This is a genomic window from Haloferax mucosum ATCC BAA-1512 (assembly GCF_000337815.1).
Taxonomy (GTDB): domain Archaea; phylum Halobacteriota; class Halobacteria; order Halobacteriales; family Haloferacaceae; genus Haloferax; species Haloferax mucosum.
Genome location: NZ_AOLN01000006.1, coordinates 128292 through 154151, shown reverse-complemented (window position 1 = coordinate 154151; position 25860 = coordinate 128292). Strand labels below are relative to the sequence as shown.

Below are 25860 nucleotides of genomic sequence, written 5' to 3'. Positions count from 1 at the left end.
GCCCCACATCGAACTCCGGGCTATGATAGGCATCGTCGGCGGCGGCATCGCGGGCCTCGCCGCGGCGCACCGACTCCGTAACCGGGGTCACGACGTTCGAATCTTCGAGGCGGCCGACTCGCTCGGCGGTCTCGCGGCCACCTACGAGACGAAAGGCGACGACATCGAGCGCTACTACCACCACCTCTCGAAGTCCGAAGAGAGCATCGTCGAACTCGCCGACGAACTCGGACTCGGCGACGACTTGGAGTGGCGCATCGGCAAGAACGCCTACTACGTCGATGGCGTGGTCCACCCGCTCGACACCGCGTGGCAAATCGCGGCGTACCCCCACATGAGCCTCTACGACAAGTTCCGACTCGGCATGCTCACGCTCGGCATCGACGTTCGCGGGGGACTGCCCGACTTCGACGCCTACGAGGAACTCTCGGAGTACGAACACACGCCAATCAAAGATTTCGTCGTCGAACACACGACACAGGGCGTCTACGACAACTTCGTGGACCCGCTTCTCGACGGGAAGTTCGGCGAACGAAAACACGACGTGTCGGCGGCGTGGTTCCTCGGGCGCGTCCGCTTCCGCGGCGAGCGCGACCTGCTCCGCGGCGAGAAACTCGGCTACTTCGACGGCGGATTCGCGCCGCTTATCGACGCGCTCGTTGACGCCGTGGGCCGCGAGAACATCCAGACTGGCGCTCGCGTGACCGAACTCGGCACCGACGGCGAGGCGGTCAGCACGCTGACCGTCGAAACCGAACAGGGAACCGAAACCCATGATGTCGATTCCGTCGTCGTTGCGACGATGCCGAACGTCCTCGAAGACCTCACCGGCTTCGAGTGCGACATCGACTTTCAGGGCGCGGTCTGCGGTCTCGCAACGATGTCCGAGTCGCTGATGGACACCTACTGGCTCAACATCGCCCACGACGCCCCCTTCGGCTCTCTCATCGAGCACACGAACTTCGTCCCGAAAGCGCGCTACGGCGGCGACCACCTGCTGTACATCGCCAGCTACGTGCAGGGTCCACACGAGGACCTCTGGCAGATGGACGACGACGAAGTGTACGACACATGGTTCGACGAAATCGAGTCGATGTTTCCCGGCTTCGACCGCTCGGCCGTCGAGGAGTTCCGCGTCTCCCGAAACCCCCGCGCCGGCCCGGTCTACGAACGCGGCTATCTCGACCTCGTCGTTCCGTACGACCTCGCCGACGACGTCGCTGAGGGCGTCTACTACGCCGGGATGGCCTCGGAAGCGCAGTATCCCGAACGCTCGCTGAACGGCGGTATCGTCGCGGGCTACGAAGTCGCCGACAAAATCGACCGGCGACTGTAGGAGTCGCTGTCTGTTCTGGCTCGCTCCGACCCGGACAGGCCTCGCTCTCCCGCGAGCGACATCGCCTCTCACTCCCCGTGTCAACCCGACCCGTAGAAACCGGCAATCGGTTGCTCGTCCGAAACTCCTTTTTAAGTGGCTGACTGACCAGTCAGTTAGTGAGTACCGACGAAACGCCGGACCAGTCGGTTCCCGACGAGGTCCACGAAGAACTGATGCAGGCGACCTATCGGGCGCTGTGCGCCCACGGGTACGCCGACTTGACGATGCAACGAATCGCCGACGAGGCGGGAAAGAGCAAGTCACTTCTGCACTACCACTACGGGACGAAACACGAACTGCTCGCCGCGTTTCTCGCCTTCCTGCTCGACCGCTTCGAAAAGCGGGTCGAATCGACGGAAGGGAACGCACCGGACGAGCGCCTCGAATTTCTGCTCGACAAGATGGTCCCCGAGGAGGACGAAGACGAGACCTACGACCGCTTCGGTCTCGCGCTGAACGAACTGCGGATGCAAGCGCCCTACGTCGAGGCGTACCGCGAGCAGTTCGACCGAAACGAGGACGTCATCAGACAGCGGTTCGCCGACATCATCCGCGACGGCATCGAAGCGGACATCTTCCGCGACGTTGACGCCGAACGAACCGCGTCACTTCTGTTCGCCGCGCTCGACGGCGCGCGCCTCCAGCGCGTCTCCGTGGCGACGCCGTCGGCCGACGCGGAGGCGAACCAGTCGGCACGCGCCGCGCCGCGGGAGGTCCGCGCCGCGCTCGACGAGTTCGTCGTTTCGAACCTCCTCCGCGACGGAGGTGACGAATGAGCGCGAAGGCGAAGGACGTCAACCTCGTTGACGGCGACCTCGTCAAGCCGATGTTGGTCCTGTCGCTCCCGCTCGTCTTCTCGCAGATTATGCAGGTCGCGTACAACCTCGCCGACACCTTCTGGGTCGGTCGCGTCGGCTCCGAGGCCGTCTCGGCGCTGTCGTTTTCGTGGCCTCTCGTCTTCCTCATGATTTCGTTTGGCGGCGGGTTCACCGTTGCCGGGACGGTCCTCGTCGCCCAGAACAAGGGCGCTGGAAACCACGACGAGGTTGACCGCGCCGCCGGGCAGACGCTCGGATTCGTCATCCTGTTGTCTGCCGGATTCGCGGTTATCGGCTATCTCTTGACGCCGATACTGCTCCCGCTTATCGGGACGACACCCGGGACCGAAGTCCACCGTCTCTCGGTCGAATACACGCGCACCATCTTCCTCGGGGTGGCGTTCATGTTCGGCTTTTTCATCTTCCAAGCACTGCTCCGCGGGTGGGGCGACACCAAGACACCGATGTATCTCATGGCGTTCGGCGTCATCATCAACGTCTTTCTCGACCCGTTTCTCATCCTCGGATTCAACGGCAACCCGATATTCGGATTCCTCGGTCTCGAACGCCTCGGGCAGTCGCTTTTCGCCGCGACCGGCTTCACCGGCTTCGGCGTGCAGGGCGCGGCCATCGCCACGGTGTTCTCCCGCGGTGTCGGCGCGCTCGTCGGCTTCTGGCTCCTGCTTTCGGGACGGGTCGGTATCAGCCTCTCGCCGCGCGACCTCATCCCTGAACGCGAGATGGTCGAGAAAATCGTCCGTATCGGTGCACCGTCGAGCATCGAGCAGTCAACCCGCGCGCTCGGCGTGACCGCCCTCACGGCGCTCGTCGCCTACGCCGCGGTCAACGCCGGCGGCGCAAGTACCGAGACCGCGGTCGCCGCGTTCGGTATCGGAAACCGCCTCAACTCGCTCGTCTTCCTGCCGGCAATCGGTCTCGCACAGGGGACCTCAACGGTCGTCGGGCAGAACCTCGGCGCGGACCAACCCAAGCGCGCCGAACACGCGGTGTTTTGGGCTGTCGGCATCATCGCCACCGCGCTGGTGTTCGTCACTGGTGTCGCGTACCTGTTCGCCGAGCCTATCGTCTCGGTGTTCATCCCCGGCGAACAGGAGGTCATCGCCATCGGTGTGGACTACCTGCAAATCATCGGTCCGACGTTCCTGTTCCTCGGAGCGTTTAACGTCGTCAACGGCGGGTTCCGCGGGAGCGGCTCGACCCGGACGGCGATGGTATTCTCGCTCATCTCGCTGTGGGTACTGCGAATCCCGGCGTCGTTCGTGCTCGTCGAGTTCTTCTCGATGGGTCCGACTGGCGTCTGGTACGGTATCGCCTTCTCGAACGTCGGGTCGGCGCTACTCGCTTTGGCGTGGTTCACGCGCGGAACGTGGAAAGACAGTGTCGTCGATGTCGGCCCGCCCATGCCGACCGACGACTAACAAAACGACTGCCCGCGGCTACTTTTAGACGGTCTCTTCGTCTACGTTGTCAACGTCCTGCAGTCCAGGTGCGGCAGAAACGTCTACGTCTTCGGGTTCGTCCGCGCCGCCGACACCGACGTCGCCGTGGTCGTCTTCGACATAGACGTCGTCGTCGAAGCCGGCCTCCGCGTGCGGATGGTCGGGCTCGTCGAGTTTCTCCAGCGTCGCAGGCGCGTCCGGAATGTCGATGGTGCGGAACGAGCCGAGCGGGTTGGCGATGTCGATGTCGTAGCGCTCGAAGAACTCCTCGTAGCGCTCGTAGTGGGTCTCGATTTCGTCCACGGGTATCTCCATCATCTCGGTCCAGCCGTGGTTGTAGAAGTCGAAGTTGGCCTGCACGTGGGTTATCTCGCGGGCCTCGGCCTCGGGGAACCCGTCGTCCAGCGCCGCGAGGTAGGTGTCGAACGTGCACTCGAAGAACGCCGCCATGTGGTCCTCACGCTCCTCGCGGCGGTCGGCATCCGCGCGCTCGCCGAAGATGCGGACGTGGAGATTCACCATCTTCTCGGTGGCGATGTCGCCGATGACCGGCATCGTGAGAGCCTTCTTCGTCGCAAAATGACGAATGTTTTGGCGAATTTTCATTTCGTCGTCGGCTTAGGGTCGAATACACCTAAAGACCACGTCTCCCGATGGCGACCCACCGACATGTCCCCCGCAATACGAAACGAGATTTCACGACCTATTTTAATGCGATTGGTCCACATACGTCGCATATGAGTGATTCCGCATCCGTCCGCGAGGACTCCGTCCTCGACTGCGACGATTGTCTTTCACCGGCCGAGGCCTTCGCAATCGTTGCCGACGAAACGCGACTGACCATTCTCGAAGCGCTCTGGGAGTCGCCGGACCGCCCCGTCTCGTTTTCCGACCTCCGCCGCCGCGTCGGCGTAGACGACAGCGCTCGGTTCAACTACCACCTCGGAAAGCTTCGGGGCCAGTTCGTCCGCAAGACCGACGACGGCTACGACTTCCGCCACGCCGGTGAGAAGGTCGTCCGCGCCGTCCTCGCGGGGACGTTCAACGAGGACCCCGTCCTGCCAGCGTTTTCCGCGCCCGGGTCGTGCGTCTCGTGCGGTGGGTCGCTCGAAGCCGACTACGGCGACGAGAAACTCACCATCTCGTGTGCCGACTGCGCGCGAGTTCACGCACACGAGGAATTCCCACCCGGCGGGCTCGAAGGCCGCTCGTCGGACGCACTCCTGTCGGCGTTCGACCAGCGCGTTCGACACCTCCACTGTCTCGCCGCCGACGGCGTCTGCCCGGAGTGCGGCGGAACGACGGAAACCTCGCTGTCCCGCGACACTGGCCCGTTCGACCTCGACGTGGTCGTGAGCCACCGCTGTGCGCAGTGTGGCTACGAAGCCGTCTCGCCCGTCGGACTCGTGTTGCTGGACGAATCGACCGTCCTCGGATTCCTCTCTTCACGGGGCCACGACGTGTGTGGGACGCCCTTCTGGCAGTTCCCGTGGGTCGTCGGCGACGACGCCCTCACCGTGGTTTCGGACGACCCGTGGCGCATCCGCGTCCGCATCGAATACGGCGGCGACGCACTCGTCGTTGCCCTCGACGAGACGCTCGTCGTGACCGATTCGACTGTCGAATCTATCGAAGCGGTTGCATAAGAACGATACCGTAACTCTGTTCACAAAAAATATCATTTACATTGCCATTTTGGTGAGTGGAGTCGTTCGTCTCAGTGAGGATGCCGGCGATGACCTACGACATTCATTTGGTGCGTCTCGACGCACCTGACACGACACTGAACGGATTTAACACGGTGGCTGAGGCGGTGTTTCTCGCGCTTGCGGCGGTTCTCGGTACCGTTCCCGCGATAGTAGTGGCAACTGTCGTCGCGTCGTTTGCTCCGTCACTCGGGGTGGTCGCGTTGTTCTCTGGGTGGTCAGTGGGTTCCTCGCAGTGACGCTCGCGCTCCCTGTCCGGTCGGAGTCGTCGTCGCACGAACGACGTTCAGGCGGCCGTTCGCGGATTCCTCACCCGTCTTCGCGCCCCCGAGCAGACCACGACTGACGGTGGGTGTCCGGACGCGATGCGAGACTGCTAACACCGCTGTTTCGCGCGCAGAGTCCGTTTTAGGGCCGCGTTCGACTGTTGAACAATCATGAGGGAGATAGCAATCCACATTAACCCCGAATACAAACGTCGGGTCATGAGTCAATCGTACGTGATCGTCGGCGACGGTATCGCCGGGGCCTCAGCGGCTGAGACACTCCGCGAAGAGGAACCCGACGCCGACATCACCATCATCACGGACGAGGGTGAACCGCTGTACAATCGTATTCTGATCAAAGAATTCGCCAAAGGCAAACTGCCCGAAGCACCCATCTCCATTCACGAAGAGTCGTGGTACGACGACCGCGACGTGGACCTCGTCCTGAACACGCTCATCACGGACATCGACCCCGAAGGACACACCGTCACGGCTCACGACGGGACCGAGTTCGACTACGACAAACTCCTCCTCGCAATCGGTGGCACGCCGACGCAACTCCCCGTCGAGAACTCCGACGCGGACGGTATCCACCACTTCTGGACGTTCCAGGACGCCCGCGACATCAAAGACCACATCGAACAGGCCGACAACTCCGTCGTCATCGGTGCGGGCCTTCTCGGTATCGACCTCGCGGCCATCACCGCCGCACAGGACGTCGAAGGCAAGTACCTCATGCGCGGCAAGGCGTGGTGGCGCTACGCGCTCTCGCAGGACGGCGCAGAGATTATCCACAACGCGCTCCGCGAGCGCAACGTCGAACCCGTCTTCGACTCCGGCGTAGACCACTTCGAAGTTGACGACGACGGCCACGTCACGACCGCCGTTGACCCCAACGACGACCACTACGACGCCGACTTCGTCGGCATCGCTATCGGTCTGAACTTCAACACCGAAATCATCGACGGGACCGGTATCGACTACGACAACGGTATCCACACCGACGAGTACATGCGCACGAACCACGAGGACATCTTCGCGGCCGGTGACATCACCGAGTTCCACGACCTCATCCTCGGCGAGCGCGCACAGAACGGTGCGTGGGGCTCCGCCAAGGAACAAGGTACCATCGCGGCCAAGAACATGGTCGAGTACGGCTCCGAGGAGTTCCGCTGGGTCTCGTCGTACTCCATCACGCACTTCGACTTCCCGTTCCTCTCGTTCGGTCACCCGACTCTCGGCGACGACCACGTCGAAGCCAAGTACTCCGACACCGAGTGGCGGCGTCTCGCCATCAAGGACGGCAAAATCGTCGGCGGCGTCCTCATCGGCGACCTCTCGCCGCAGACGAAGTATAAGAAGCTTATGCGCGAACAGGTTGACGTCAGCGGGCAGAAGGAAGTCCTCGTCAAGCAGGACTTCGAACTCGACGACCTCGAAGGCGCGGCCGCCGAACAGTAATCGGTCGTCACCCTCGTCTTTTCAACCTCGGCCAGCCGCGACTTCGCCCGTCTCGACTGACTCTTTCGGCTGGCTCTTTCGACTGGCTCACACAGGACTCTGACCGCGTTTTTCTCTCGTTTCTCCCGCGCTCTTCTCGCCTGTCGCACACGTTGCCGGACCGGAAATAGCGACCTGTAGCCCGCCGTGGTCCGGGAATGAAATACACCAAACATTTATGTTATTTACTGATGTGTGTTATCACATGTCATCACAAGATGGACAGCCAACGTCTGTTGCAGACGTCACTACGCCGCCGACCGTCGTGCCCGTCAGCGATGTTCCCAGCAGTGCTCGCGTGCACCACTTCGACGAACTGAGCGAACGGACGCAGGTCGCACTTTCGACCGCGACGCCGACGGGACGACTCGATATCGACCCCTCCACTACGCGCCTCTCGCGCGGCGACATCGTCGTATTTACCGAATACCTTCGTATCCAGTGAGCGCTCGTCAGTTCTCGTAGCGCGCCACCGTTCGACGTGAGTTGTGTCGAGCCGCGAGTCACACCGCCGACGGAAGGACCGAAGTGGTTTTCCACGCGTCGCCGCATATCGGCGGGTATGGCAGCAGGTGGCGGACAAGGGACGATGACGCTCGCGTTCGAATTAGAGGCGCTCAAGCACCTCGCAGACCCGAACGCGGCGTTTTCTGACGCCCGGACATGGACGAAGTACGTCGGCGTGGTGAGCGAAAAGCCCACTTACGTCGTGACCAACTTCACTCGAAAAGAGCGCATCCGCCAGGATTTCTTCTCGGGACCGCGCGGCGTCAAAGAGAGCCTCGAAAACGTGATGCGCCAGTTCGACACCGATAGACACGTCTTCATCGGCACGACCGACGACGACCGCGAGATGGCGGAAGAAACGGGCTGGGAGTTCCTGCCCGTCGAGGACGCCGCCGAGGCCGCCGAATGGGCTATCGCCGGCGACGATGGCCCGGTCGAAGACCCCTTCGAGGACGACGGCCGCGACGACTGGCCCTAACCGGACCCGAGACGCGCGCGCCGACGACGGCGTCTCTCACGGCACTTTCTCTCTTTCGTCTCGGTACATAGCACGTGTTCCGAGGCGTCTGGAACGAACTTCGGACAACTGACAGCGGTACGTTTCGCACGAGAGACGGCAGTGTCGCGGTGAGCGGTCACCGCGGCAGAACCGGTGCGGTCTCCGTGAGGGGTGCTCAGAACGGCGGTGAGTAGTCTTTGTACTCTTCCATCTCCTCCATCTCTTCGGTCTTGGTCGGCATCACCGCGGCACGCGGCCCGCCCGCCCGAGTCACGTTCACTTTCGACACGTCGTCGAGGTCGTCGGGCAGTCGGTGTTTGATAGCGTTCATCGTCATCGGCGCGATGCCGCACCCTGAACAGGCACCGCCGATAGCGACGGTCACTTCGCCGCTCTCGTCGTCAACGTCCTGTATCTCGAAGAAGCCGCCGTGTTCCTGTATCTGCGGTACGTTGTTGCTCAGATAGCTTCGGGTCTGTCGTTCGAGGCTTTCGGCACTCATATCACGTAGTATGTTGACATTGGCCATATAGATTGTGTCGCTCGGTCCCTGTGGGTCCCTCGATAGCGAGCGTCATACGGTCGATACTGTACCGAAAATCCGGCGTACGGTGCCGTTTTGACACGTGTCGATGTTCCCCTATCGAAAGCACTAATCGGCAACAGCACTTCTTACTCGCCGATGAGTCACCAGTTGCCTGACGTTCAGGCCTCTCAACCGGACGTGACCGTCGGGCTGAGCCAAGTCGGCGTCACAGGCGTCGAAAAGCTCGTCAAGATCGCCCGTGACGGAAAGCGTCCCCTCGTCTTGATGGCGGAGTTCGAAGTCTTCGTCGATCTGCCGGGCGGCCGCAAGGGCATCGACATGAGCCGGAACATGCAGGTCATCGACGAGGTGCTCGAAGCGGCCGTTTCAGAGCCCGCATACCGTGTCGAAGACATGTGCGGCGACGCCGCCGAACGTCTCCTCGCCAAACACGACTACACGTCAACCGCCGAGGTCAGCATGACTGCGGAACTCGTCGTCCGCGAAGACACCCCCGCGAGCGGTCTCTCCACGCAAAGCACCGCGACAATCATCGCCAGTGCGACGGCGACCGACGAGGGAACCCGCGAAGAGATCGGTGCGGAAGTCGTCGGGATGACGGTCTGTCCCTGCTCGCAGGGCATGTCCGCTTCCCGCGCCCGCGACGTGTTACAGGACCTCTCCGTTGACGACGACACCATCGAAGCGTTCCTCGACAAAGTCCCGCAACCGGGACACTCCCAGCGTGGCCACGCGACCCTCACTGTCGAGACGAACGGGTCACCCGACGTTGACTTGATGGACCTCATCGACATCGCCCGCGATTCGATGTCGGCACGCATCTACAACCTCGCCAAGCGCCCCGACGAAGACCACATGACGTACCACGCCCACGCGAACGCGAAGTTCGTCGAGGACTGCGTTCGGACGATGGCGGAACTGTCGGTCGATGCGTTCGACCATCTCGGCGACGATGCGGTGGTCCACATGAAACAGTCGAACGACGAGTCGATTCACCAGCACAACGCCCACGCCGAGCGCGAAGTGACGCTTGGGAAACTCCGCGACGAACTCGACGTCTAAGCCCGACGCGGTCTTTCTATCGGTCGCGCTTTCGTCTCCGTTTTGACGGTCGAAAAAGCGACAGCAGAAACAGCGCAACACGGGACCGACCGCAGAAACAACGCAACGCAGAATCGACGGTGTGACGACCGCGGACTACGGTGCGGCGCGAGAACCCACAAGAACAGCAGTGTGTTGTCGAAGACACCTACAGCGGAAGCGGTGCGGCCTGTTCCCACCGCGGGTCGAACGTAGACCGAAGGTCTGCGGCGAACTCGGGGTCCTTCAGGTCGATCATCGCAAACGCCTGTCCGGGGTCGAGCGGGTTCGGAACCTCGATGCAGACCTCGACGTCGTCGATGAGGTTGAAGACGCCGGTGAGGTTCTCCGCCGTCCGCACGTGGAAGTTCGGAAGCTTCGACAGTCGGTTCATGTACCGTCGGCCGACGCTCTCGGGGAGGCTGTCCACGAGGTCCGGCGACATGAGAAGCGAGATTTCGACGCCGCGTTCGAGGGCGGCTTCGAGTTCTTCGACGACGAGGTCTCCGACCGCGCCGAGGTCGAACTGCGGTGACGGCGTTCCAGCGACCATCACGAGCGTCTCGTCGGCCGCCGCAAGCCGTTCGACGAGGAGGTCAACTGTCTCGTCCGCGCCGACCGCCGCCGTCCAGAACTGGTCGTGGACCGGCTCTGCGGCGTCGAGTTCATCCGTCAACTCCGCGACGACGTTTTCGTACTGCTCTGCTTTCTCTTCTAACTCCTGGCGCTTGCTTTCGAGAAGCCGGTCGAGCGCCGTGTCGGGTTCGACGGCGACGTATTTTTTCGGGCGACTCGCCGCTTGACTCCGGATGAGGTGATACTGTTCGAGGCTGTTCAGCACGTCGTAAATCCGACCCATCGGGACGTCGCTCGCGCGCGACAGCTCTTTGGCCGTCGTCGCACCGGTTCGAAGCAGTGCGCGGTACGCGCGGGCTTCGTACTCGGACAACCCGAGGTCTCGAAGACTGGTCATGCACCGTCCGTCTCGTTTCTTCGTTATAAACAAACCGGATGTTTACACACGAGAACCGTTGGTACTGATTCGACTCAGGCGTCGGGCGTCACTGACGAGACAGCCTGCATCAACTCATCGGGAGTGGTTGCTTCTACCGACGCGGTGCCAGCGCTCACGATGGCGACGTTGTCGGCAACGTCCGCATCGGGAACGACGAGCGCTTCGTGGTCTGCGACTCGGAGCGCGGCGCGATGGAGGTCACAGCCGGCTTCACCGCCGACCTCGACGAGAAGCGGGTCGCGGAGGAGGCGGGCCGACGCCGTTCCGTATTCGGCGACCTGCACCCCGATTCGGTCCCACGCGCCGGCGAACGAATCAATGGTCGTTTTGGCGACGTCGCGGTAACGCTCGTCGCCCGTGAGCGCGGCGAGGTCGAGAAGCGCGTTCGCCATCTCCACGTTTCCGTCGAGCGGCCGAAGCGGCGACGAGAGCAGTGCTTCGCCGTCCGACGGCCCGTCGAGGAACGAGCCATCGACGAACAGGTCGTCGATTGCCGTGTCGGCGACCGCCGCGGCGAAGTCGAGATACGGCTGGCCGGCGACGCGCCCGTCTCCGAGTACTTGTCGGGCGCGACAGGCCGCGGTGACGACACGCGCGTGGTCTTCGAGCAGGCGCGATTCGCCGCTGTCGCCGCCCGTGTTGAAGTGCGTCACGACGCCGCCGTCAACGAGGTCTTCGCCGATTCGGTCGAGGGTGCGGGTCGCGTACTCGCGCGCCTCCTCGTTGTCCGTGAGACCGCTGAGAACCAAAAGCGAGTCTACTGCGAGCGCGTTGCCACCAGCGTAGACTGTGAGGTCAGTCCGCGGTCCCGGCGCGTTCTCGCGGCCGTCTTCGCCAAGGAGATAGTAGTCCGTCCCGGCGGCAGGTCCCATGCTCCCGCCGAATCCGGTCCCGGTCCACAGCGACTCGACGAGGAACCGGGCCGTCTCGACGGCCGGGTCGCGGTAGGCGTCCTCGCCAGTGTAGCGGTAGCCGTTGGCGAACGCACGGAGGAGCGCGGCGTTTGATTCGAGCGTTTTCTCTCGATTCGGTTTCGACCACGCCGGGTCGTCGGCGTAGCGGAAGAAGCCACCTTCGACGGGGTCGAACAGTCCGTCACGAATCGCATCGAGCGTCCGGAGCGCGCGCTGGCTGTCGCGCTTCAGCGCGAACTCGACGGTCCGGGGGAGTGGGAACTTCGCGGCATCGCCCCACCCACCGTGTGCGTCGTCGTACGAGACTTCCAGTTGCCCGGCGAGGTGCGCCTCGATCTGCGGCGAGACATCCCCCGCGGGCGGCAGGTCGCCGGCGAGCGCGCGCGGCGTTCGCCCGGCGTCCGCGCCTTTCTTTTCCCACACCTCACGGACGCGGTCGATGACCTGTCGCATTCCCTCGGGACCGATGAACGTCGCGCCCGTAATCGGGTGGCCGTCAGGCGCGAGAAAGACCGTCGATGGGAACCCGCCCATGTTGTACCGCTCGCGGACGCGCGGATGACGGTCCACGTCCACCCGAATCGGCACGAACCCGTCGTTGAGATTCGCGGCGATACGCGGCTCTGCGTACGTCTCGGCGTCCATCTCGTGACAATCCTCGCACCACGTCGCCGAAAGCGACAGTAAAATCGGCTTGTCCGCCGCTCGCGCCTCGGCGAACGCGTCGGGACCCCACGGCCGCCACTCGACGCGTGTCTCGTCGGTCATACTCCCACGTCCGCGGTGGATGCGGGTAAGCGCTTCGAGGCCACGCCGCACGCATCGCTTTCGTCTGCGGGTTCGCGGGCGTTCGCCCGCTCACGCAGGCGGGACAAAAGGGCTATGGGCCGTGACCCGGTAGTAGCGCGTATGCGAACGCGTACGCTCATTGCGCTCTTGCTCCTCATCCCCTTCTCCGACGCGTTGTTGCTCGTGGTCGTGGCGGACTACATCAACGCCGTGCCCACCGTCGCGTTGGTGGTCCTGACCGGTCTGGTCGGGATGCTCATCGTCCGCGCCGAAGGGCGACACACGCTCCGGAGCCTCCAATCGAAGTTCGCCGGCGGCGACCTCCCGACGAACGAGGTCATGGACGGCGGACTGCTCATCGCGGCGGGTGCGTTCCTCCTCACGCCGGGGCTTGTCACCGACACGATCGGCTTCCTCCTCGCCATTCCGGTGACCCGCTACCCGATTCGACAGGTGCTCAAACGGTTCGTCGTCAAACCGTACCTCGACAAGCGGGCCGACGGGTTCGTCACCGGCAACGTCTGGACTGCCGGATTCCCACAGGACGATGCTCCAAAGGGCGGTGGCGGGAGCGGCGGCGACGGTGTCTACGACGCAGACCCCGACTCGTACCGCTTCGGTGGACAGGACTCCGAATAAACTGCTCTCCTCTTGTCGTCTTGTCTCGTCGTGAGCGCCCGCTGTGCCGTCCGGTCATTCGCTCTCGGTTCCGACCCGCGAATCGACCGACGAAGCCGACATGCACTAACACGCACCAACGCTGGCTCGAAAAGAAAGTCTTAAAATCAACAGCGCACAACCAGTGAATGCGCTTACCTGGGCCAATAGCTCAGTCAGGTTGAGCGCTCGGCTGATAACCGGGAGGCCCGCGGTTCAAATCCGCGTTGGCCCACTCACATCGGTAACGATTCGTTGCCGATGCGAGCTAGGGGCTGAAACTCCCCGGCCACCCAACTTCTGACGAAACTACACCCGAACAGAACTCCCTATCTCGGTTGATTTGAATCGCAGAGCGAACGGCTGATTTCTCCCTATCTCTTCGACGACACCGAACAAATTTACTCAGTTCCGTATTCCAGTAGTATTAAAGTCACACACGACATACGTGCTGGTGATGCCAACTATCGACGTTTCCGAACACCTGTACCGCCAGCTCCAGTCCGCCGCGGACGGCGACGATCTCGACGCGGCGATGTGGAAGATGGTCGGTCGCTACCAGCGTGGTAACACGCCCGGCGACTAAGCAGGAATCGGAAGTCCTCCCGGGTTGACCGCGTTGCGGTCAGTATCAACCTCTCTCGCCGCAGTAACTCATTTCGCGGCGAGCTTGTTTTCACCGTCGTAGCGACCGCGCTCGTCAGTCTTAGAAGCCTTCGCGGAGGAAGACGTCCTGTCGAGTGAAGGCTGAATCGAGCGCGTCTGCGGCGTCCGAACCGGTGACCGAGAGACGGTCGGTTCGAACCACCCGGGAAACCGACCGCGCACCGACGAGTAGTTGCGAGAGTGCGCCGATTTCGATCGTCGCATCCGGGTTGACGTCGGTTTTTTCGACGGTCGTCGTTCCAGCGTCAGCGACGACGCGGAACGTGTCGTCGTTCCACGCACACCGGTCGTCGGTCACCTCGATAGCGAGGTCGAAAGAGACCGTCTCGGGGAGCGACACGGCTTCGAGTGCCGCGGGAACGTCAACGATTCGGACCATCGCCCCCGGCTTGATTTCGACCGTCGCGGCCCGGGGGTCGGGTAGTACGTCGATGAGGCGAGTGGACTCGTGTTCGCGTTCGAAGACGACCTCCGTCACTTGCGAGTCGTGGTCGCGGAGGAACCGAAGCAAGTGGTCCCGTGCGTCGGCATCGACGCTGACGAGTTCGCGGACAGAGAGCGTCCGCGCGTCGAAGTCGCCGCTGACGGTGTAGACGACGTAGCCTCGGAGGTCGCCGTCCCGCTCCCAGCCGTAGGCGTAGGGGTCGCTCTCGCGCCCGCGGAGGAGACGGTGTCGAATCCAGCTCTCGGTTCGGTCGAGCGCGAGGGCTTCGTCCGCGACGCTCGCGTGGACTCGTTTGAGCCGGTCACAGTCGTCGCCGTCGAGACGAACGAACTCGCCGTCCGGGTCGGGAACGACCGTCGAAAGCTCCTCGGGCGGGACCGTCGTCTGTGCGTAGTTATGGAAGTTGCAAGGCTAAAACCCCGCCCTTCAGGGCGGGGATACAGCCGACAACTCCTCCACTAGCCACGTTCGATGGCACGGTTGGATATTCCACGCCAACCGACACCATTAATAAAACGGCATTCATAACCAGTTATGACGCCAGAAAATGGGCCGAACCATCCGAACCTTCGAGGCCACCATTACGAACCAGCAACAGGTTCGTGACGACCTTGACCAACTCGGATGGGCCGCCTCCAAACTCTGGAACGTCGGTCGCTACTACGCACAAGAACGGTGGGACGAAACGGGCGAGATTCCCGACGACGGGGAACTCAAAACCGAACTCAAAGACCACGAACGCTACACGGACTTACATTCTCAATCCAGTCAGCGCGTTCTCGAAGAACTCGCTGAAGCGTTCAACGGTTGGTTCAGTAAGCGTCGGAACGGCGACGACCGTGCCCGACCGCCCGGCTACCGCAAAAACGGAGACTCCCACCCGCGTTCAACCGTGTCGTTCAAAGCGGCTGGCTTCAAGCACGACGCACAGTTCACCCGTGTCCGCCTCTCGAAAGGACGCAACCTCAAAGACCACCGGTCGGACTTCATCCTGTGTGAGTACCAGACTCGCCCCGATGTTGACCTGACCGAGTGGGACATCCAACAGGTTCGCGCCGTCTACAAGCGCGACGAGTGGCGACTCCAGTTCGTCTGTCGCACCACTATCGACCCGGAACCATCGGGCGATGAGGTGGCCGGTGTTGACCTCGGGATTTGCAACTTTGCCGCCGTCTCGTTCGGTGGTGAATCGGTGTTGTACCCCGGTGGCGCACTCAAAGAGGACGAATACTACTTCACGAAACAGAAAGCCAAGTGCGACGATTCTTCGTCCCGAGAGGCCACTCGTCTTGACCGGAAGCGTACTGGTCGCCGGACACACTTCTTACACGCACTCTCGAAAGCGATTGTTGAGGAGTGTACCGAACGAGGTGTCGGTACGCTTGTCGTTGGCGACCTTGGCGGCATCCGAGAAGACGACGAGGACGGCAAACCTCGGAATTGGGGCGACCACGGCAATCTCGACTTGCACGGGTGGGCGTTCGACCGCTTCACGACGCTTCTCGACTACAAGGCAGAAGCGGAAGGTATCGACGTGGCGTTGGTGTCGGAACGCGATACGTCAAAGTCGTGTTCGGCGTGCGGCCACACCGACGATAGTCAGCGAGTTGAACGTGGCCTGTACGTGTGTGAAGCGTGCGATACGGTGGCGAACGCGGACGTGAATGGTGCGGAGAATATTCGACAAAAGGTACTCCCGAGTCTCGCCACGGATGGCGGTGATAGGGATAACGGCTGGTTGGCACAGCCAGCGGTTCACCTGTTCGACCGTAGTGAGGGTGTTTTCGCCCCACGAGAACAGGTTGCTAACCGCGAATCTTAATATCCCAACGCGGTTGGGAATCCTCGCCCTTCAGGGCGGGGAGGATGTCAATCGCCGTCGCCCAGCCGAACCGGCGGTAGAACTCGTATTTGAACGGCCACAGCGCCGAGAGATAGCGCCCCGTGTCGCGTAACTCGACCAAAAGCTCGTCGAGCATCGAGGCGATGTGACCTTGTCGGCGCGTGTGCGGCGGCGACGCGACCGCCGAGATATCGGGAAGTGGATGCCACTCGTCGCGGACGCGCGCTGTGAAGTCGTAAAAGGCACAGACGGTCACGAGGTCGTCTCTACCGAGGGCCGCTGTGGGTGTGTCGGGGGGCGCGTCGTAGAACCCTCGCGGGTGGTGCCCCTCGGGGTCGGGAATTCGGTTGTCGTCCCAGTCGGGTCCTGCTTCGGGTCGGAAAGCGTAGTTGAGAACGTCGCCGTACTGCTCGCGGTGCTCGTCAGGAAGAGGTCGAAGATGCATAACCGCGGTGCGTTGGCGGGTGGTATATGCTTTGGGTGCGGGAATCGCACTGCTATGGATGCGAGGGGCACACGGCTGAGGTCCGCTCGCTGGCTCGCCGAACCGAGAACCGCACGATTCACGTCCCCGCGGTCCTGACGTGAACGCATGAGCGAGACGCAGGAGTCGTTTTTCACGCGCGGGAACCTGTTCCTCATCGCCGTCGTGACCCTCGGTGTCGTCCTTCCGGGCGTCGCGCGGTGGTACCTCGGCAACGCGGGATACACGACGCTCGGAATGGTCGTGTTCACCCTCGGCTACGCCGGAATGGTGCTTCTCGTCTGGTTCGGTTGGATTCGACCGCTCGATATCACCGGCCCGGAAGAACAGAACCCCTAACGATTCGAGGGTGGACTCACCATCACGACCGGGACGCCCCTATATGATGGGTCGGAGGCGCGGGGTTCCAGCGAGAATAACGGAACTTTGATAGTCGATTCGAACCGACCGAGAAAACAAGAATGCTTCCCCTTCAGCTCATAGACACCTTCCTGCTCGACTACAACATCGGGCAGGCGCTGTTGCTCGTGTTCATTCTATCGACTGTCGGAGCACTGCCGCTGAAGTCCCGCCGCGTCCTCGGCGTCAACACCGTCGTCTTCGGGCTTATCTTCCTGTTGACGCCGGTGACGCTGGCCAAGCCTCACTACCTGTTTTTCGGCGTGACACTGCTCATCGTCGGTCCCGTGCTCTACGTTTCGGGCAACCGCTGAGCGCCGCGCCGCCGACCAACCATCCTTTTCCGCCGCCGATTCGACAGAACGCGACGTTTAAACGGCGAGAACCGCAACCCACGGGTATGTCTGAACCGCGCGTTCCCGGCGGTCGCGGGGCCGTCTTGGAGTTGCCCTGTGGCGAACAAAAACGCGTCCGGGAACTCGACTTGGGCAAACGGGAGTTCGACTGTCCGTGCGGCGACACCCACGCAGTCGTCATGGACGTCCACCCACCGGACCGATTCATCCCCGAATTCCTCGTCGAAATCCTCCAGGAGACCATCGAGACGACGAGCGACGACATGCCCGAGTTCGGCACGGCACACCTCATGGGAATCGTCCTCGAAGAGTTTCCCGAAGCCGTCGTCTCCGAGGACGTCTCTGACGACGGTGAAATCGGCACGGGCATCGTTTGGGTGACCGACTTCGATTCTCGAAGACTGCACGAGATTATCGTCGAACTCGTCGTCGAACTCATGGAACACGCGGTGAGCCACGCCGACGACGACAGCGTCGTCTCCGAGTTCGAATCGAAGATGCTCGAATTCGACGTGAGCGAGTTCGTCGAACAGTACCGCGCCCAACGCGACATCGACCCCGAACCGTACATGTAACGCGCGGACGCGTCGCCTGCCGCGCGGCCGTCTAAAACAACCCGAAGCCCGCCTTTCTCGTCGTTTTCACCGGCTCACTCGATTCGAATCCGACCGACAGTCGGGTCCAGCGTCGCCTTCGCACCCAATGGAAGCGGGACGTTCGGGTCGGCGTGGCCGAATTCGACGTCGAACACCGCCGTCGCCTCGGGGTTGTATTCGGCGAGGACTGACAGCACCTCGTCGCGGAGTTGCTCGCCGTAGTCAGCCGGTGGCTCCCATTCTAATCCCGGCGAGTGTGTCCGCGGGCGACCCATCACGAGACCGTCGAACCGTTCGAGCAGGCCGCGTTCGCCCATCGTCCGCAGGGTGTATCGAACCTCGCGGGGATACGGCACGTCTTCCGACGTTTCGAGGGCGAGAATCGTCCCGTCGAGTTCGTCGGCGGGCGGGAGGAATCGGTCGGTTTGGAGGTGCCACTTTACGATGCTGAAGTTCCCGCCCCAGAGTCGTCCCGTCACGCGCGCTTCGCCGTGCCACGTCCGCCCCGGATTGTCGCGCCAGTCTCGCGGCTCACCGGTGTCGAAGTCGAACCACTCGTCGGTCCACTCCGGGGCCGGTTCGACGACGCCGAGCGAGCGCTCGAAGAACGCGCGGTTCAGGTAGCGTTCGATGTACGGGTGAATCTCCGGGTCCACGGTGAGCGTCGGGTGGAGTGTCGCGCCGTAGCTGACGATGCCGTGTTTCCAGAGGTACAGTCGGAGATTGTCGTTGTCGCTGTAGCCGAAAAAGCGGGTCGGCGAGGCAGTCAGTCTGGTCGGGTCGAGATGCGGGAGCACGCGAAGTTGGTCGTCGCCGCCGGTGACGGCGATAATACCGCGTATCGACGGGTCTTCGAAGGCCTCCATGACGTCTTCTGCGCGCGCCCGTGGATTCTCTCGAAGCCACTCCCAGTCCTTGCGAGCGGACTCGAAGACGACGGGTTCGAGCGAAAACGTGTCTCGAAGCCGCGCGCACGCTCGGTCGAGGTGCGACTCGTCGATAGGACGGGACGGAGCGACGATAGCGATTTGACTCCCATCTTCGAGCGGCGGTGGGGTCGTGAACACCGATGGCATGAGTGTATGTCTCTTAATTTGCTCAAAAGTACTTCGTAACTCCCTGAAAAGAGCGTCCCCCGGCCGTGACGCCGCCGTTCGCCGTTCGTTTCGAAATTCGCAACCGAGTTTCGGACCTCGTAATTTTTCGCCGGACTTATTACGATGTGCGGATTGGATTGCGACGATGACTGACGAGGACACCGTAACCGGAACTCAACCGGACACAGAGGACCGGACGATTCTGCTCATCGGAAGTGGCCCAATCCAGATCGGACAGGCGGCGGAATTCGACTACTCGGGGGCGCAAGCCTGCCGCGCACTTCAAGAAGAGGGTGCACGAGTTGTCCTCGTCAACTCGAATCCTGCGACGATTATGACGGACCCCGAGATGGCGGACAAGGTCTACATCGAACCCATCACGACCGAAGCCATCTCTGAGATTATCGAACAGGAACGCCCCGACGGTGTTATCGCCGGACTTGGCGGCCAGACCGGACTGAACGTCACGGCCGAACTCGCGGAGGAGGGCGTCTTAGAGGAGTTCGACGTGGATATCATGGGAACTCCACTGGACACTATCTACGCCACGGAGGACCGCGACCTCTTCCGCCAGCGGATGGAGCGCATCGGACAGCCGGTTCCTCGCTCGACGACCATCTCGCTCGAAGCCGACGAGAAGGTCTCCAACATCACCGAAACCGCCCTCGAAGACCGCGTCGAAGCGGCGGTCGAGGATGTCGGCGGTCTCCCGGTCATCGCCCGCACGACCTACACGCTCGGTGGCTCCGGGTCGGGTGTCGTCCACGAGATGGACGAACTCGTCTCCCGTGTCCGCAAGGGCCTGCGACTCTCGCGCAACAGCGAGGTGCTCATCACAGAGTCCATCTCCGGATGGGTCGAACTCGAATACGAGGTGATGCGCGACGCCGACGACTCGTGTATCATCATCTGCAACATGGAGAATATCGACCCGATGGGGATTCACACCGGCGAATCCACCGTCGTCACCCCATCGCAGGTTATCCCTGACGAGGGACACCAAGAGATGCGCAATGCCGCGCTCGAAGTCATCCGCGAACTCGGCATTCAGGGCGGCTGTAACATCCAGTTTGCGTGGCACGACGACGGCACGCCCGGCGGCGAATACCGCGTCGTCGAGGTGAACCCGCGCGTCTCTCGGTCCTCCGCGCTCGCCTCGAAAGCGACCGGCTACCCGATTGCTCGTGTGACCGCGAAGGTTGCTCTCGGCAAGCGCCTCCACGAAATCACGAACGAGATTACGGGCGAGACGACGGCGGCGTTCGAACCCGCTATCGACTACGTCGTCACCAAGGTCCCGCGGTGGCCCAAGGACAAGTTCACCGACGTTGACTTCGAGCTTTCGACGGCCATGAAATCCACGGGCGAGGCGATGGCCATCGGCCGGACCTTCGAAGAGTCGCTGTTGAAGGCGCTTCGCTCCTCCGAGTACGACCCCGCCACCGACTGGGACGAGGTCTCCGACGACGAACTCGAATCGGAGTATCTCGTGAAGCCGACGCCGGACCGTCCGTACGCCATCTTCGAGGCGTTCGAACGCGGTTACACGACCGAAGACGTGATCGAACTCACCGGCATCAAAGAGTGGTACGTCGAGCGCTTCGGGCGCGTCGTCGAATCGGTCGAAGCCGCCTCGGAGGGTGACTTCGCCGCCGCCGCATCCGCCGGCCACACCAACGCCAGCATCGCGGTGACGACCGGCGCGACCGTCGATGAAGTCGAACAGGACGTCCCCGGCCGCACGTACAAACAGGTCGATACCTGTGCTGGCGAGTTCGCCGCACAGACGCCGTACTACTACTCCGCTCGCCAACCCGAGTATCTCCGCGGGCCGCTCAAGGGTGACGCCGCGGGCGACGAACTTCGTGTTGACCGCGACATGGAGAGCGTGGTCGTCGTCGGCGGCGGCCCAATCCGCATCGGACAGGGCGTCGAGTTCGACTACTGTTCTGTCCACGCGGTGCAGGCGCTCCGCGACATGGGAATCGACGCGCACGTCGTCAACAACAACCCCGAGACGGTCTCGACCGACTACGACACCTCCGACGGTCTCTTCTTCGAGCCGATTACGGCCGAAGAGGTCGCAGACGTTATCGAAGCAATCGACGCCGACGGCGTGATGCTCCAGTTCGGCGGGCAGACCTCGGTCAACATCGGTCATCCGCTCGAATCCGAACTTCAGCGCCGCGGTCTCGACTGCGAAATTCTCGGCACGACCATCGACGCGATGGACCTCGCCGAGGACCGCGACCGCTTCAATCGCCTGATGGACGACCTCGGCATCCTGCAACCCGAAGGTGGCTCTGCGACGAGCGAGGAAGAAGCCCTCGACCTCGCAAACAACCTCGGCTACCCGGTGCTTGTCCGCCCGTCGTACGTCCTCGGCGGCCGTGCGATGGAGGTCGTCTACTCCGACGACGAACTCAAAGAGTACATCGAGGAGGCGGTTCGCGTCTCGCCGGACAAACCCATCCTCATCGACGAGTTCCTCGCCGACGGCGTCGAACTCGACGTTGACGCCGTCTCAGACGGCGAGGACGTCCTCATCGGCGGCGTGATGGAACACGTCGAGGCCGCCGGGGTCCACTCCGGCGACTCCGCCTGTATGATTCCGCCGCGCTCGCTCGACGACGAGACGATGGCTCGCGTACGAGAAGTCACGGGAGACATCGCCAGCGCGCTCGGCACGGTTGGGCTGATGAACGTTCAACTGGCGGTCAAAGAGACCGAAGACGGCACGAACGACGTGTACGTCCTCGAAGCCAACCCGCGTTCGTCGCGCACCGTTCCGTTCGTCTCGAAGGCGACTGGCGTCCCGATTGCCAAACTCGCCGCGAAGGTCATGGCCGGAAACACGCTTTCGGACCTCGACGTGGACGAACAGATTCCCGAACAGGTGTCAGTCAAGGAAGTCGTTCTTCCGTTCGACCGCCTGCCGGGGTCGGACCCGCGTCTCGGCCCGGAAATGAAGTCTACGGGTGAGGTCATGGGTACTGCAACTACATTCGGCAAAGCCTACGAGAAGGCCCAAGCCGCGGCGAACGACCCTATTCCGGAGGCCGGAACGGTCTTCGTTGACCTTGCAGACTCCGAGTTCCCCGACCCCGACAGCGAGGCCGGAACTGAACTCCTCGACGCGCTCGGCGAGTACTACGAGGTGCTCACGCCCGGCGACGTTGACGACCTGCTCGCGTCGCTCCGCGAGGGCGAAATCGAATTCGTCGTCTCCCGCGACCGCGAGACGCTCATCGACTGCGTCGAAGAGGAAGTGACGTACTTCTCCACGTACGCCTCCGCGAAGGCCGCAGTCGAGGCCCGCGGCGCGGCGGACGAGGACATCGACGTTCACCCCGTCTCCGAGCGCCCGCGCGTCGTCGCCGACTGGGGCAAGTAAGCGCGCCCGCCGACGCCGACATCGACCTCGGAATTCTCGATTTGTTTTGTGGAACTCCCGAAATTACCCGGTTAGCGTAGTGTCTGCGGTGGTTTCACTACGACAGCGCCACCGGTAGGATGTTTGTCGCGTCCACGAAAGTTATTGACCCTCGCTTCCATGTGCGGGTATGACACGGAAGCGCGGCCGCGTCCTCGTCGCCGGTGCGACAGGTCGGACAGGCCGACTCGTCCTCGATGCGCTGGCGGACACGCCGTTTCTCGTCAGGGCGCTGACCCGCGACTCCAACGCGAAGTCGGTGCTCCGAGCGCGCGGTGCCGACGAAGTCGTCGTCGGCGACTTACTCGACCGCGACACCGCTCGGGACGCAGTCACCGACGTTGACGCCGTCGTCTCGGCCGTCGGCGTCGCCGCTGGACTCGACACGATTCGCGGCGACCTCGTGGACGGAGAGGGCATCGAAAACCTCGTCGAGGCGGCGGCGGCCGCCGATATTCGGCGCTTCGTTCTCATGTCCTCTATCGGCGTCGGCAACTCGAAAGACGGCCTTCCGCTCTCTTTGCGCGCGATACTCACCGCGACGGGCGTGCTCCCGGCGAAAGAACGAAGCGAAAGACGACTCCGAAACGCGCCGCTCGCTCACACGATTATCCGACCGGGGGCGCTCACTGACGCGCCCACGACCGACGAGGTGCTCGTCGGCGAAGGCGGCGACTCCGTCTCCGGAAGTATTCCGCGGGCCGACGTGGCGAACGTCCTCGCGCATTCGCTGTTCACGAGAGAGACGGAAAACCGGACGTTCGAAGTCGTTTCGCGGCCGGGACTCCGAGACCGCACGAACCACACCGTCGATATCCGGTGGACGCCGATTCCGCAGGGTGACTCAGACCCCTGCCGCGGCGAGCGCGAACCGGCGGACTAGTTCGGAGCGGTGCACGAAAGTGGGAGAGGTAGACCTGTGGGTAGGCGTTTGCCGAACGGAGACAAAACGCGGAGACGACGGTTAGTCGAGTTTGCCGAGCGCTTCGAAGAAGTCGGAGGTCGGCCCGGCGAGTCGAACCGGCGAATCGGACCGCTCGATTCGGACCTCAGTCGGAGGCGAAATGGTGCGGCGGGTTCGGCCGTCGCCGACGACGACAGCGGAATCCGCATCGGTGACGGTCACCGTCACGGTCGCGTCGAGCGGGACGACGAGCGGCGGCATCCCCTCCTGTGAAGCCATCTCGGTGACGACGAGTCCCTCGACGCCCGGGTGGACGAGCGGGCCGCCCTCGCTGAGGTTGTAGGCGGTGCTTCCCGCGGGCGTCGTGACGAGGACGCCGTCTGCGATGCCGCCGGAGTACAACGAGCCGTTGACGCGGATTTCCAACCCGGCACCGCCGCCGTGGCCGCGTCTCGGGCCGTGGACGACGACTTCGTTCATCGACGGGTCCATCTTCCAGTCGTCACCGCGGGCGACGATGCGGGGGACTTCCCGAACCGAGAGCGTCCCCTCGCGGAACGCGGCGACTTCAGCGACGACTTCGTCGATGGCGTCGGCGGGCGGGACGGCGTTCAAGAACCCGACTTCGCCGAGGTTGACGCCGAGAATTGGGACGCCGTCAGCACCTCTGGCGGCGTAGAGAAACGTCCCGTCGCCGCCGATACTTACCACGAGGTCGCACTCGTCGAACGCTTCTACGGGAAGCCCGTCAACGCCGAGTTCGCCGGCGGTCGCCGCATCGACGACCGCCTCGACATCGACGTCCAAAAGCGCCTCTCGCATGTTCGCGGCGAGGTACGCGGCTCGACTGTTGCCCTTCTGTGCGACGATGCCGACCTTCATGTCACGCGGTTCGATGTCCCCGGGCAAAAGCCCACCGTCACGCTATCCTCGCACACGGGAAACGTTCATGACGCTCCCAGACGACCTTGAGGTGATGGCAGGGACGGACGCCAGCCACGCGGTCCTCGGGTGGTGGGCGAGATGAGCGAGGACGACGACTGGTTCGAGCGGGCACTCCGCGAGCGTGGCGACGGCGACACCGACGAGGACGACGATGCTGCGGCCGACGAAGAGAGCGATGTAACAGCCGAATCGGAGGCCGAGGGCGGCGACGACGCGGACTCCCCAGACGGCACGGACAGCGCGGTGTCGCCGAGCGAGTCGGACGACGACACAGACGCCGACTCCGAGTCAGGCGACCGTGAATCGGTCTCGGGGTCGGGCGATGGACTGGCGTCTCCGGACGCGTCGAAAGGCGAGAGCGCCGATAGCGATCCGTTTGCAGACCAACCGTTCCCGGACGGGCCAGACGACTCGACCGAGACGACAGACGGCGAATCACCGGGTTCCCCGGCCGACGACCCCGATGACGACCCGTTTTCGATGGACTTCGCAACAGCCTTCGAAAACGCGCCGACGCCGGAGATGGACGACGCGGGAGGCGGATTCGGTGGCTCTTCGTCCGGTGGCATGGGTGGCGATTTCGCGCTCGACACGGGCGACCAATCCGACTCGCCGTCCTTCGACGACGAGGAGTTCGAATCCGATATCGCCCGTATCGACACCGGCATCGAAGGACTCGACGACATGATTCTCGGCGGCGTCCCGAAGCGGTCGCTCATGGTCGCAATCGGGAGCGCCGGGACCGGGAAGACCACGTTCGGATTACAGTTCCTCCGCGAGACGCTTCGAGACGGCGGAAGCGGCGTCTACATCACGCTCGAAGAGAGCCGCGAGCGCATCCTCAGCACCGCAGACGAGAAAGGCTGGGGTTTCACCGAACACGAGAGCGACGGTCGACTGGCAATCGTCGATTTAGACCCCGTCGAGATGGCAAACAGCCTGTCGAGCATCCGAAACGACCTGCCGCGCCTCATCGAGGACTTCGGCGCGAACCGACTCGTCCTCGACTCCGTGTCGCTCTTGGAGATGATGTACGACCAGCCGTCGAAGCGCCGCAGTGAGGTGTTCAACTTCACGCGGTCGCTGAAAGAAGCTGGCGTGACGACGATGCTTACCTCCGAGGCGGACCAATCGAATCCGTACGTCTCACGGCATGGTATCGTCGAATATCTCTCGGACGCGGTGTTCGTACTCCAGTACATCCGCCCCGACGACTTCCGCGAAACGCGCCTCGCAATCGAGATTCAGAAGATACGCGACGCTAACCACTCCCGCGAGACGAAGCCGTACGAACTCACGAGCGAGGGTATCAGCGTCTACCGGCAGGCGAATATCTTCTAACTCGCCACACCATCGCTTTCTCTCCTACAACATCGTTTCGGGACCGAGGACCGACTTCCGTGACGGACTCGCGTGTACGAATCCGAGGCGGGTCCAAACGCTACTATCACGACGTCAGTTAATGCTAAGCCTGCGGCTTCGACGGTTCTGAGGGAGGATGCTGGTAGGTACTGGTGGAAAACTGGTGAGGAGATGATGAGGGGTACTGGTGGGAA

The 25860-nt window shown here is 62.8% G+C and carries 25 protein-coding genes and 1 tRNA gene; 18 read left to right on the top strand and 8 right to left on the bottom strand.

Translation table 11 applies throughout. The features are described from left to right. Nucleotides 1–22: 22 nt before the first annotated feature. The 3 genes from C440_RS03725 to C440_RS03715 all read left to right on the top strand — a co-directional run bounded on the left by C440_RS03725 (nucleotide 23) and on the right by C440_RS03715 (nucleotide 3635). Nucleotides 23–1336, top strand: a complete 1314-nt coding sequence (locus C440_RS03725) for an NAD(P)/FAD-dependent oxidoreductase (protein ID WP_008318397.1) — start codon at nucleotides 23–25, stop codon at nucleotides 1334–1336. A 158-nt stretch (nucleotides 1337–1494) separates the two neighbouring features. Then, nucleotides 1495–2154 carry a TetR/AcrR family transcriptional regulator gene (locus tag C440_RS03720; protein WP_008318395.1) on the top strand — a complete coding sequence of 220 codons (660 nt, stop codon included), beginning with the start codon at nucleotides 1495–1497 and terminating at the stop codon, nucleotides 2152–2154. After that, nucleotides 2151–3635 (top strand): MATE family efflux transporter, encoded by a 1485-nt coding sequence (locus tag C440_RS03715; RefSeq protein ID WP_008318394.1) that lies wholly within the window; start codon nucleotides 2151–2153, stop codon nucleotides 3633–3635. The genes C440_RS03720 and C440_RS03715 overlap by 4 nt, the downstream gene beginning before the upstream one ends. A 24-nt stretch (nucleotides 3636–3659) precedes the next feature. Here C440_RS03715 and C440_RS03710 read toward each other — a convergent pair whose 3' ends face one another. Then, on the bottom strand, nucleotides 3660–4262 hold the full coding sequence (locus C440_RS03710) for a DUF6149 family protein (protein ID WP_008318392.1): 603 nt from the start codon (nucleotides 4260–4262) through the stop codon (nucleotides 3660–3662). A 131-nt stretch (nucleotides 4263–4393) separates the two neighbouring features. Here C440_RS03710 and C440_RS03705 point away from each other — a divergent pair, with 131 nt between their 5' ends. From C440_RS03705 to C440_RS03685, 4 genes are all read left to right on the top strand, one after another. Beyond that, nucleotides 4394–5302, top strand: a complete 909-nt coding sequence (locus C440_RS03705; RefSeq protein WP_008318390.1) for a winged helix-turn-helix domain-containing protein — start codon at nucleotides 4394–4396, stop codon at nucleotides 5300–5302. Nucleotides 5303–5847: 545 nt separating this feature from the next. Then, nucleotides 5848–7089, top strand: coding sequence for an NAD(P)/FAD-dependent oxidoreductase (locus C440_RS03695; RefSeq protein WP_008318386.1), 1242 nt, complete (start codon nucleotides 5848–5850; stop codon nucleotides 7087–7089). 244 nt (nucleotides 7090–7333) lie between these two features. Beyond that, nucleotides 7334–7573: a hypothetical protein gene (locus C440_RS03690; RefSeq protein WP_241431983.1), complete on the top strand. Its 240-nt coding sequence runs from the start codon at nucleotides 7334–7336 to the stop codon at nucleotides 7571–7573. 144 nt (nucleotides 7574–7717) lie between these two features. Continuing rightward, a complete protein-coding gene (locus C440_RS03685) occupies nucleotides 7718–8113 on the top strand; it encodes a DUF7124 domain-containing protein (RefSeq protein ID WP_193788389.1) in 396 nt (131 codons plus the stop codon). Nucleotides 8114–8309: 196 nt separating this feature from the next. On the opposite strand, the gene C440_RS03680 is transcribed toward C440_RS03685, so the two are convergent. Then, complete coding sequence (locus C440_RS03680) at nucleotides 8310–8636, bottom strand: NifU family protein (protein ID WP_008318380.1); 327 nt, start codon at nucleotides 8634–8636, stop codon at nucleotides 8310–8312. A gap of 180 nt (nucleotides 8637–8816) precedes the next feature. Here C440_RS03680 and mptA point away from each other — a divergent pair, with 180 nt between their 5' ends. Continuing rightward, the gene (gene mptA, locus C440_RS03675) at nucleotides 8817–9743 is read left to right on the top strand and encodes a GTP cyclohydrolase MptA (RefSeq protein ID WP_008318379.1); all 927 of its coding nucleotides are present in this window, start codon (nucleotides 8817–8819) and stop codon (nucleotides 9741–9743) included. A 187-nt stretch (nucleotides 9744–9930) separates the two neighbouring features. On the opposite strand, the gene C440_RS03670 is transcribed toward mptA, so the two are convergent. Next, entirely contained in the window at nucleotides 9931–10734 is an 804-nt protein-coding gene (locus C440_RS03670) for a TrmB family transcriptional regulator (protein ID WP_008318375.1), read from the bottom strand. A 74-nt stretch (nucleotides 10735–10808) separates the two neighbouring features. Then, nucleotides 10809–12458, bottom strand: a complete 1650-nt coding sequence (locus C440_RS03665; protein ID WP_008318373.1) for a DUF255 domain-containing protein — start codon at nucleotides 12456–12458, stop codon at nucleotides 10809–10811. 141 nt (nucleotides 12459–12599) lie between these two features. On the opposite strand from C440_RS03665, the gene C440_RS03660 reads away from it, so the two are divergent. From C440_RS03660 to C440_RS18120, 3 genes are all read left to right on the top strand, one after another. After that, a complete protein-coding gene (locus C440_RS03660) occupies nucleotides 12600–13118 on the top strand; it encodes an FxsA family protein (protein ID WP_008318372.1) in 519 nt (172 codons plus the stop codon). Nucleotides 13119–13297: 179 nt separating this feature from the next. Beyond that, a tRNA-Ile gene (locus C440_RS03655) sits at nucleotides 13298–13371 on the top strand. Between the two features lie 222 nt (nucleotides 13372–13593). Beyond that, complete coding sequence (locus C440_RS18120; protein WP_004059773.1) at nucleotides 13594–13722, top strand: hypothetical protein; 129 nt, start codon at nucleotides 13594–13596, stop codon at nucleotides 13720–13722. A 120-nt stretch (nucleotides 13723–13842) separates the two neighbouring features. Here C440_RS18120 and C440_RS03650 read toward each other — a convergent pair whose 3' ends face one another. Continuing rightward, nucleotides 13843–14481, bottom strand: a complete 639-nt coding sequence (locus C440_RS03650) for a GNAT family N-acetyltransferase (protein ID WP_241431992.1) — start codon at nucleotides 14479–14481, stop codon at nucleotides 13843–13845. Nucleotides 14482–14794: 313 nt separating this feature from the next. Here C440_RS03650 and C440_RS03645 point away from each other — a divergent pair, with 313 nt between their 5' ends. After that, entirely contained in the window at nucleotides 14795–16069 is a 1275-nt protein-coding gene (locus tag C440_RS03645; protein ID WP_008318362.1) for an RNA-guided endonuclease InsQ/TnpB family protein, read from the top strand. On the opposite strand, the gene C440_RS03640 is transcribed toward C440_RS03645, so the two are convergent. After that, on the bottom strand, nucleotides 16053–16535 hold the full coding sequence (locus C440_RS03640; protein WP_008318360.1) for a GNAT family N-acetyltransferase: 483 nt from the start codon (nucleotides 16533–16535) through the stop codon (nucleotides 16053–16055). The two genes, C440_RS03645 and C440_RS03640, sit on opposite strands and share 17 nt — an antisense overlap. 147 nt (nucleotides 16536–16682) lie before the next feature. On the opposite strand from C440_RS03640, the gene C440_RS03635 reads away from it, so the two are divergent. The 3 genes from C440_RS03635 (at nucleotide 16683) to C440_RS03625 (ending at nucleotide 17904) form a co-directional block, all read left to right on the top strand. Continuing rightward, complete coding sequence (locus C440_RS03635; RefSeq protein ID WP_008318358.1) at nucleotides 16683–16913, top strand: hypothetical protein; 231 nt, start codon at nucleotides 16683–16685, stop codon at nucleotides 16911–16913. A gap of 122 nt (nucleotides 16914–17035) precedes the next feature. Next, nucleotides 17036–17287: a hypothetical protein gene (locus C440_RS03630; protein WP_008318355.1), complete on the top strand. Its 252-nt coding sequence runs from the start codon at nucleotides 17036–17038 to the stop codon at nucleotides 17285–17287. Between the two features lie 86 nt (nucleotides 17288–17373). Continuing rightward, nucleotides 17374–17904 (top strand): DUF5815 family protein, encoded by a 531-nt coding sequence (locus tag C440_RS03625; protein WP_008318353.1) that lies wholly within the window; start codon nucleotides 17374–17376, stop codon nucleotides 17902–17904. A gap of 74 nt (nucleotides 17905–17978) precedes the next feature. Here the strand turns inward: C440_RS03625 and C440_RS03620 are convergent, their stop codons facing one another. Further along, nucleotides 17979–19001: a S66 family peptidase gene (locus tag C440_RS03620; RefSeq protein ID WP_008318350.1), complete on the bottom strand. Its 1023-nt coding sequence runs from the start codon at nucleotides 18999–19001 to the stop codon at nucleotides 17979–17981. Between the two features lie 166 nt (nucleotides 19002–19167). Between C440_RS03620 and carB the strand changes: the two genes are divergently transcribed. Both carB and C440_RS03610 read left to right on the top strand, forming a co-directional pair. Then, on the top strand, nucleotides 19168–22416 hold the full coding sequence (gene carB, locus C440_RS03615) for a carbamoyl-phosphate synthase large subunit (RefSeq protein WP_008318348.1): 3249 nt from the start codon (nucleotides 19168–19170) through the stop codon (nucleotides 22414–22416). Nucleotides 22417–22585: 169 nt separating this feature from the next. Continuing rightward, nucleotides 22586–23338, top strand: a complete 753-nt coding sequence (locus C440_RS03610) for an SDR family oxidoreductase (protein ID WP_008318346.1) — start codon at nucleotides 22586–22588, stop codon at nucleotides 23336–23338. An 81-nt stretch (nucleotides 23339–23419) separates the two neighbouring features. Here C440_RS03610 and C440_RS03605 read toward each other — a convergent pair whose 3' ends face one another. Then, on the bottom strand, nucleotides 23420–24241 hold the full coding sequence (locus tag C440_RS03605) for an NAD(+)/NADH kinase (RefSeq protein ID WP_008318344.1): 822 nt from the start codon (nucleotides 24239–24241) through the stop codon (nucleotides 23420–23422). A 141-nt stretch (nucleotides 24242–24382) separates the two neighbouring features. On the opposite strand from C440_RS03605, the gene C440_RS03600 reads away from it, so the two are divergent. Next, nucleotides 24383–25645, top strand: coding sequence for a KaiC domain-containing protein (locus C440_RS03600; RefSeq protein ID WP_049915266.1), 1263 nt, complete (start codon nucleotides 24383–24385; stop codon nucleotides 25643–25645). Nucleotides 25646–25860: the final 215 nt, after the last annotated feature.

Coding starts and splice junctions, on each gene's coding strand:
- C440_RS03610 (WP_008318346.1), top strand. CDS start 22,586: ATGACACGGAAGCGCGGCCGCGTCCTCGTCGCCGGTGCGACAGGTCGG.
- C440_RS03600 (WP_049915266.1), top strand. CDS start 24,383: ATGAGCGAGGACGACGACTGGTTCGAGCGGGCACTCCGCGAGCGTGGC.
- C440_RS03660 (WP_008318372.1), top strand. CDS start 12,600: ATGCGAACGCGTACGCTCATTGCGCTCTTGCTCCTCATCCCCTTCTCC.
- carB (WP_008318348.1), top strand. CDS start 19,168: ATGACTGACGAGGACACCGTAACCGGAACTCAACCGGACACAGAGGAC.
- C440_RS18120 (WP_004059773.1), top strand. CDS start 13,594: ATGCCAACTATCGACGTTTCCGAACACCTGTACCGCCAGCTCCAGTCC.
- C440_RS03605 (WP_008318344.1), bottom strand. CDS start 24,241: ATGAAGGTCGGCATCGTCGCACAGAAGGGCAACAGTCGAGCCGCGTAC.
- C440_RS03640 (WP_008318360.1), bottom strand. CDS start 16,535: ATGCATCTTCGACCTCTTCCTGACGAGCACCGCGAGCAGTACGGCGAC.
- C440_RS03635 (WP_008318358.1), top strand. CDS start 16,683: ATGAGCGAGACGCAGGAGTCGTTTTTCACGCGCGGGAACCTGTTCCTC.
- C440_RS03725 (WP_008318397.1), top strand. CDS start 23: ATGATAGGCATCGTCGGCGGCGGCATCGCGGGCCTCGCCGCGGCGCAC.
- mptA (WP_008318379.1), top strand. CDS start 8,817: ATGAGTCACCAGTTGCCTGACGTTCAGGCCTCTCAACCGGACGTGACC.
- C440_RS03625 (WP_008318353.1), top strand. CDS start 17,374: ATGTCTGAACCGCGCGTTCCCGGCGGTCGCGGGGCCGTCTTGGAGTTG.
- C440_RS03620 (WP_008318350.1), bottom strand. CDS start 19,001: ATGCCATCGGTGTTCACGACCCCACCGCCGCTCGAAGATGGGAGTCAA.
- C440_RS03680 (WP_008318380.1), bottom strand. CDS start 8,636: ATGAGTGCCGAAAGCCTCGAACGACAGACCCGAAGCTATCTGAGCAAC.
- C440_RS03715 (WP_008318394.1), top strand. CDS start 2,151: ATGAGCGCGAAGGCGAAGGACGTCAACCTCGTTGACGGCGACCTCGTC.
- C440_RS03670 (WP_008318375.1), bottom strand. CDS start 10,734: ATGACCAGTCTTCGAGACCTCGGGTTGTCCGAGTACGAAGCCCGCGCG.
- C440_RS03665 (WP_008318373.1), bottom strand. CDS start 12,458: ATGACCGACGAGACACGCGTCGAGTGGCGGCCGTGGGGTCCCGACGCG.
- C440_RS03705 (WP_008318390.1), top strand. CDS start 4,394: ATGAGTGATTCCGCATCCGTCCGCGAGGACTCCGTCCTCGACTGCGAC.
- C440_RS03645 (WP_008318362.1), top strand. CDS start 14,795: ATGGGCCGAACCATCCGAACCTTCGAGGCCACCATTACGAACCAGCAA.
- C440_RS03695 (WP_008318386.1), top strand. CDS start 5,848: ATGAGTCAATCGTACGTGATCGTCGGCGACGGTATCGCCGGGGCCTCA.
- C440_RS03685 (WP_193788389.1), top strand. CDS start 7,718: ATGACGCTCGCGTTCGAATTAGAGGCGCTCAAGCACCTCGCAGACCCG.
- C440_RS03630 (WP_008318355.1), top strand. CDS start 17,036: ATGCTTCCCCTTCAGCTCATAGACACCTTCCTGCTCGACTACAACATC.
- C440_RS03710 (WP_008318392.1), bottom strand. CDS start 4,262: ATGAAAATTCGCCAAAACATTCGTCATTTTGCGACGAAGAAGGCTCTC.
- C440_RS03690 (WP_241431983.1), top strand. CDS start 7,334: ATGTCATCACAAGATGGACAGCCAACGTCTGTTGCAGACGTCACTACG.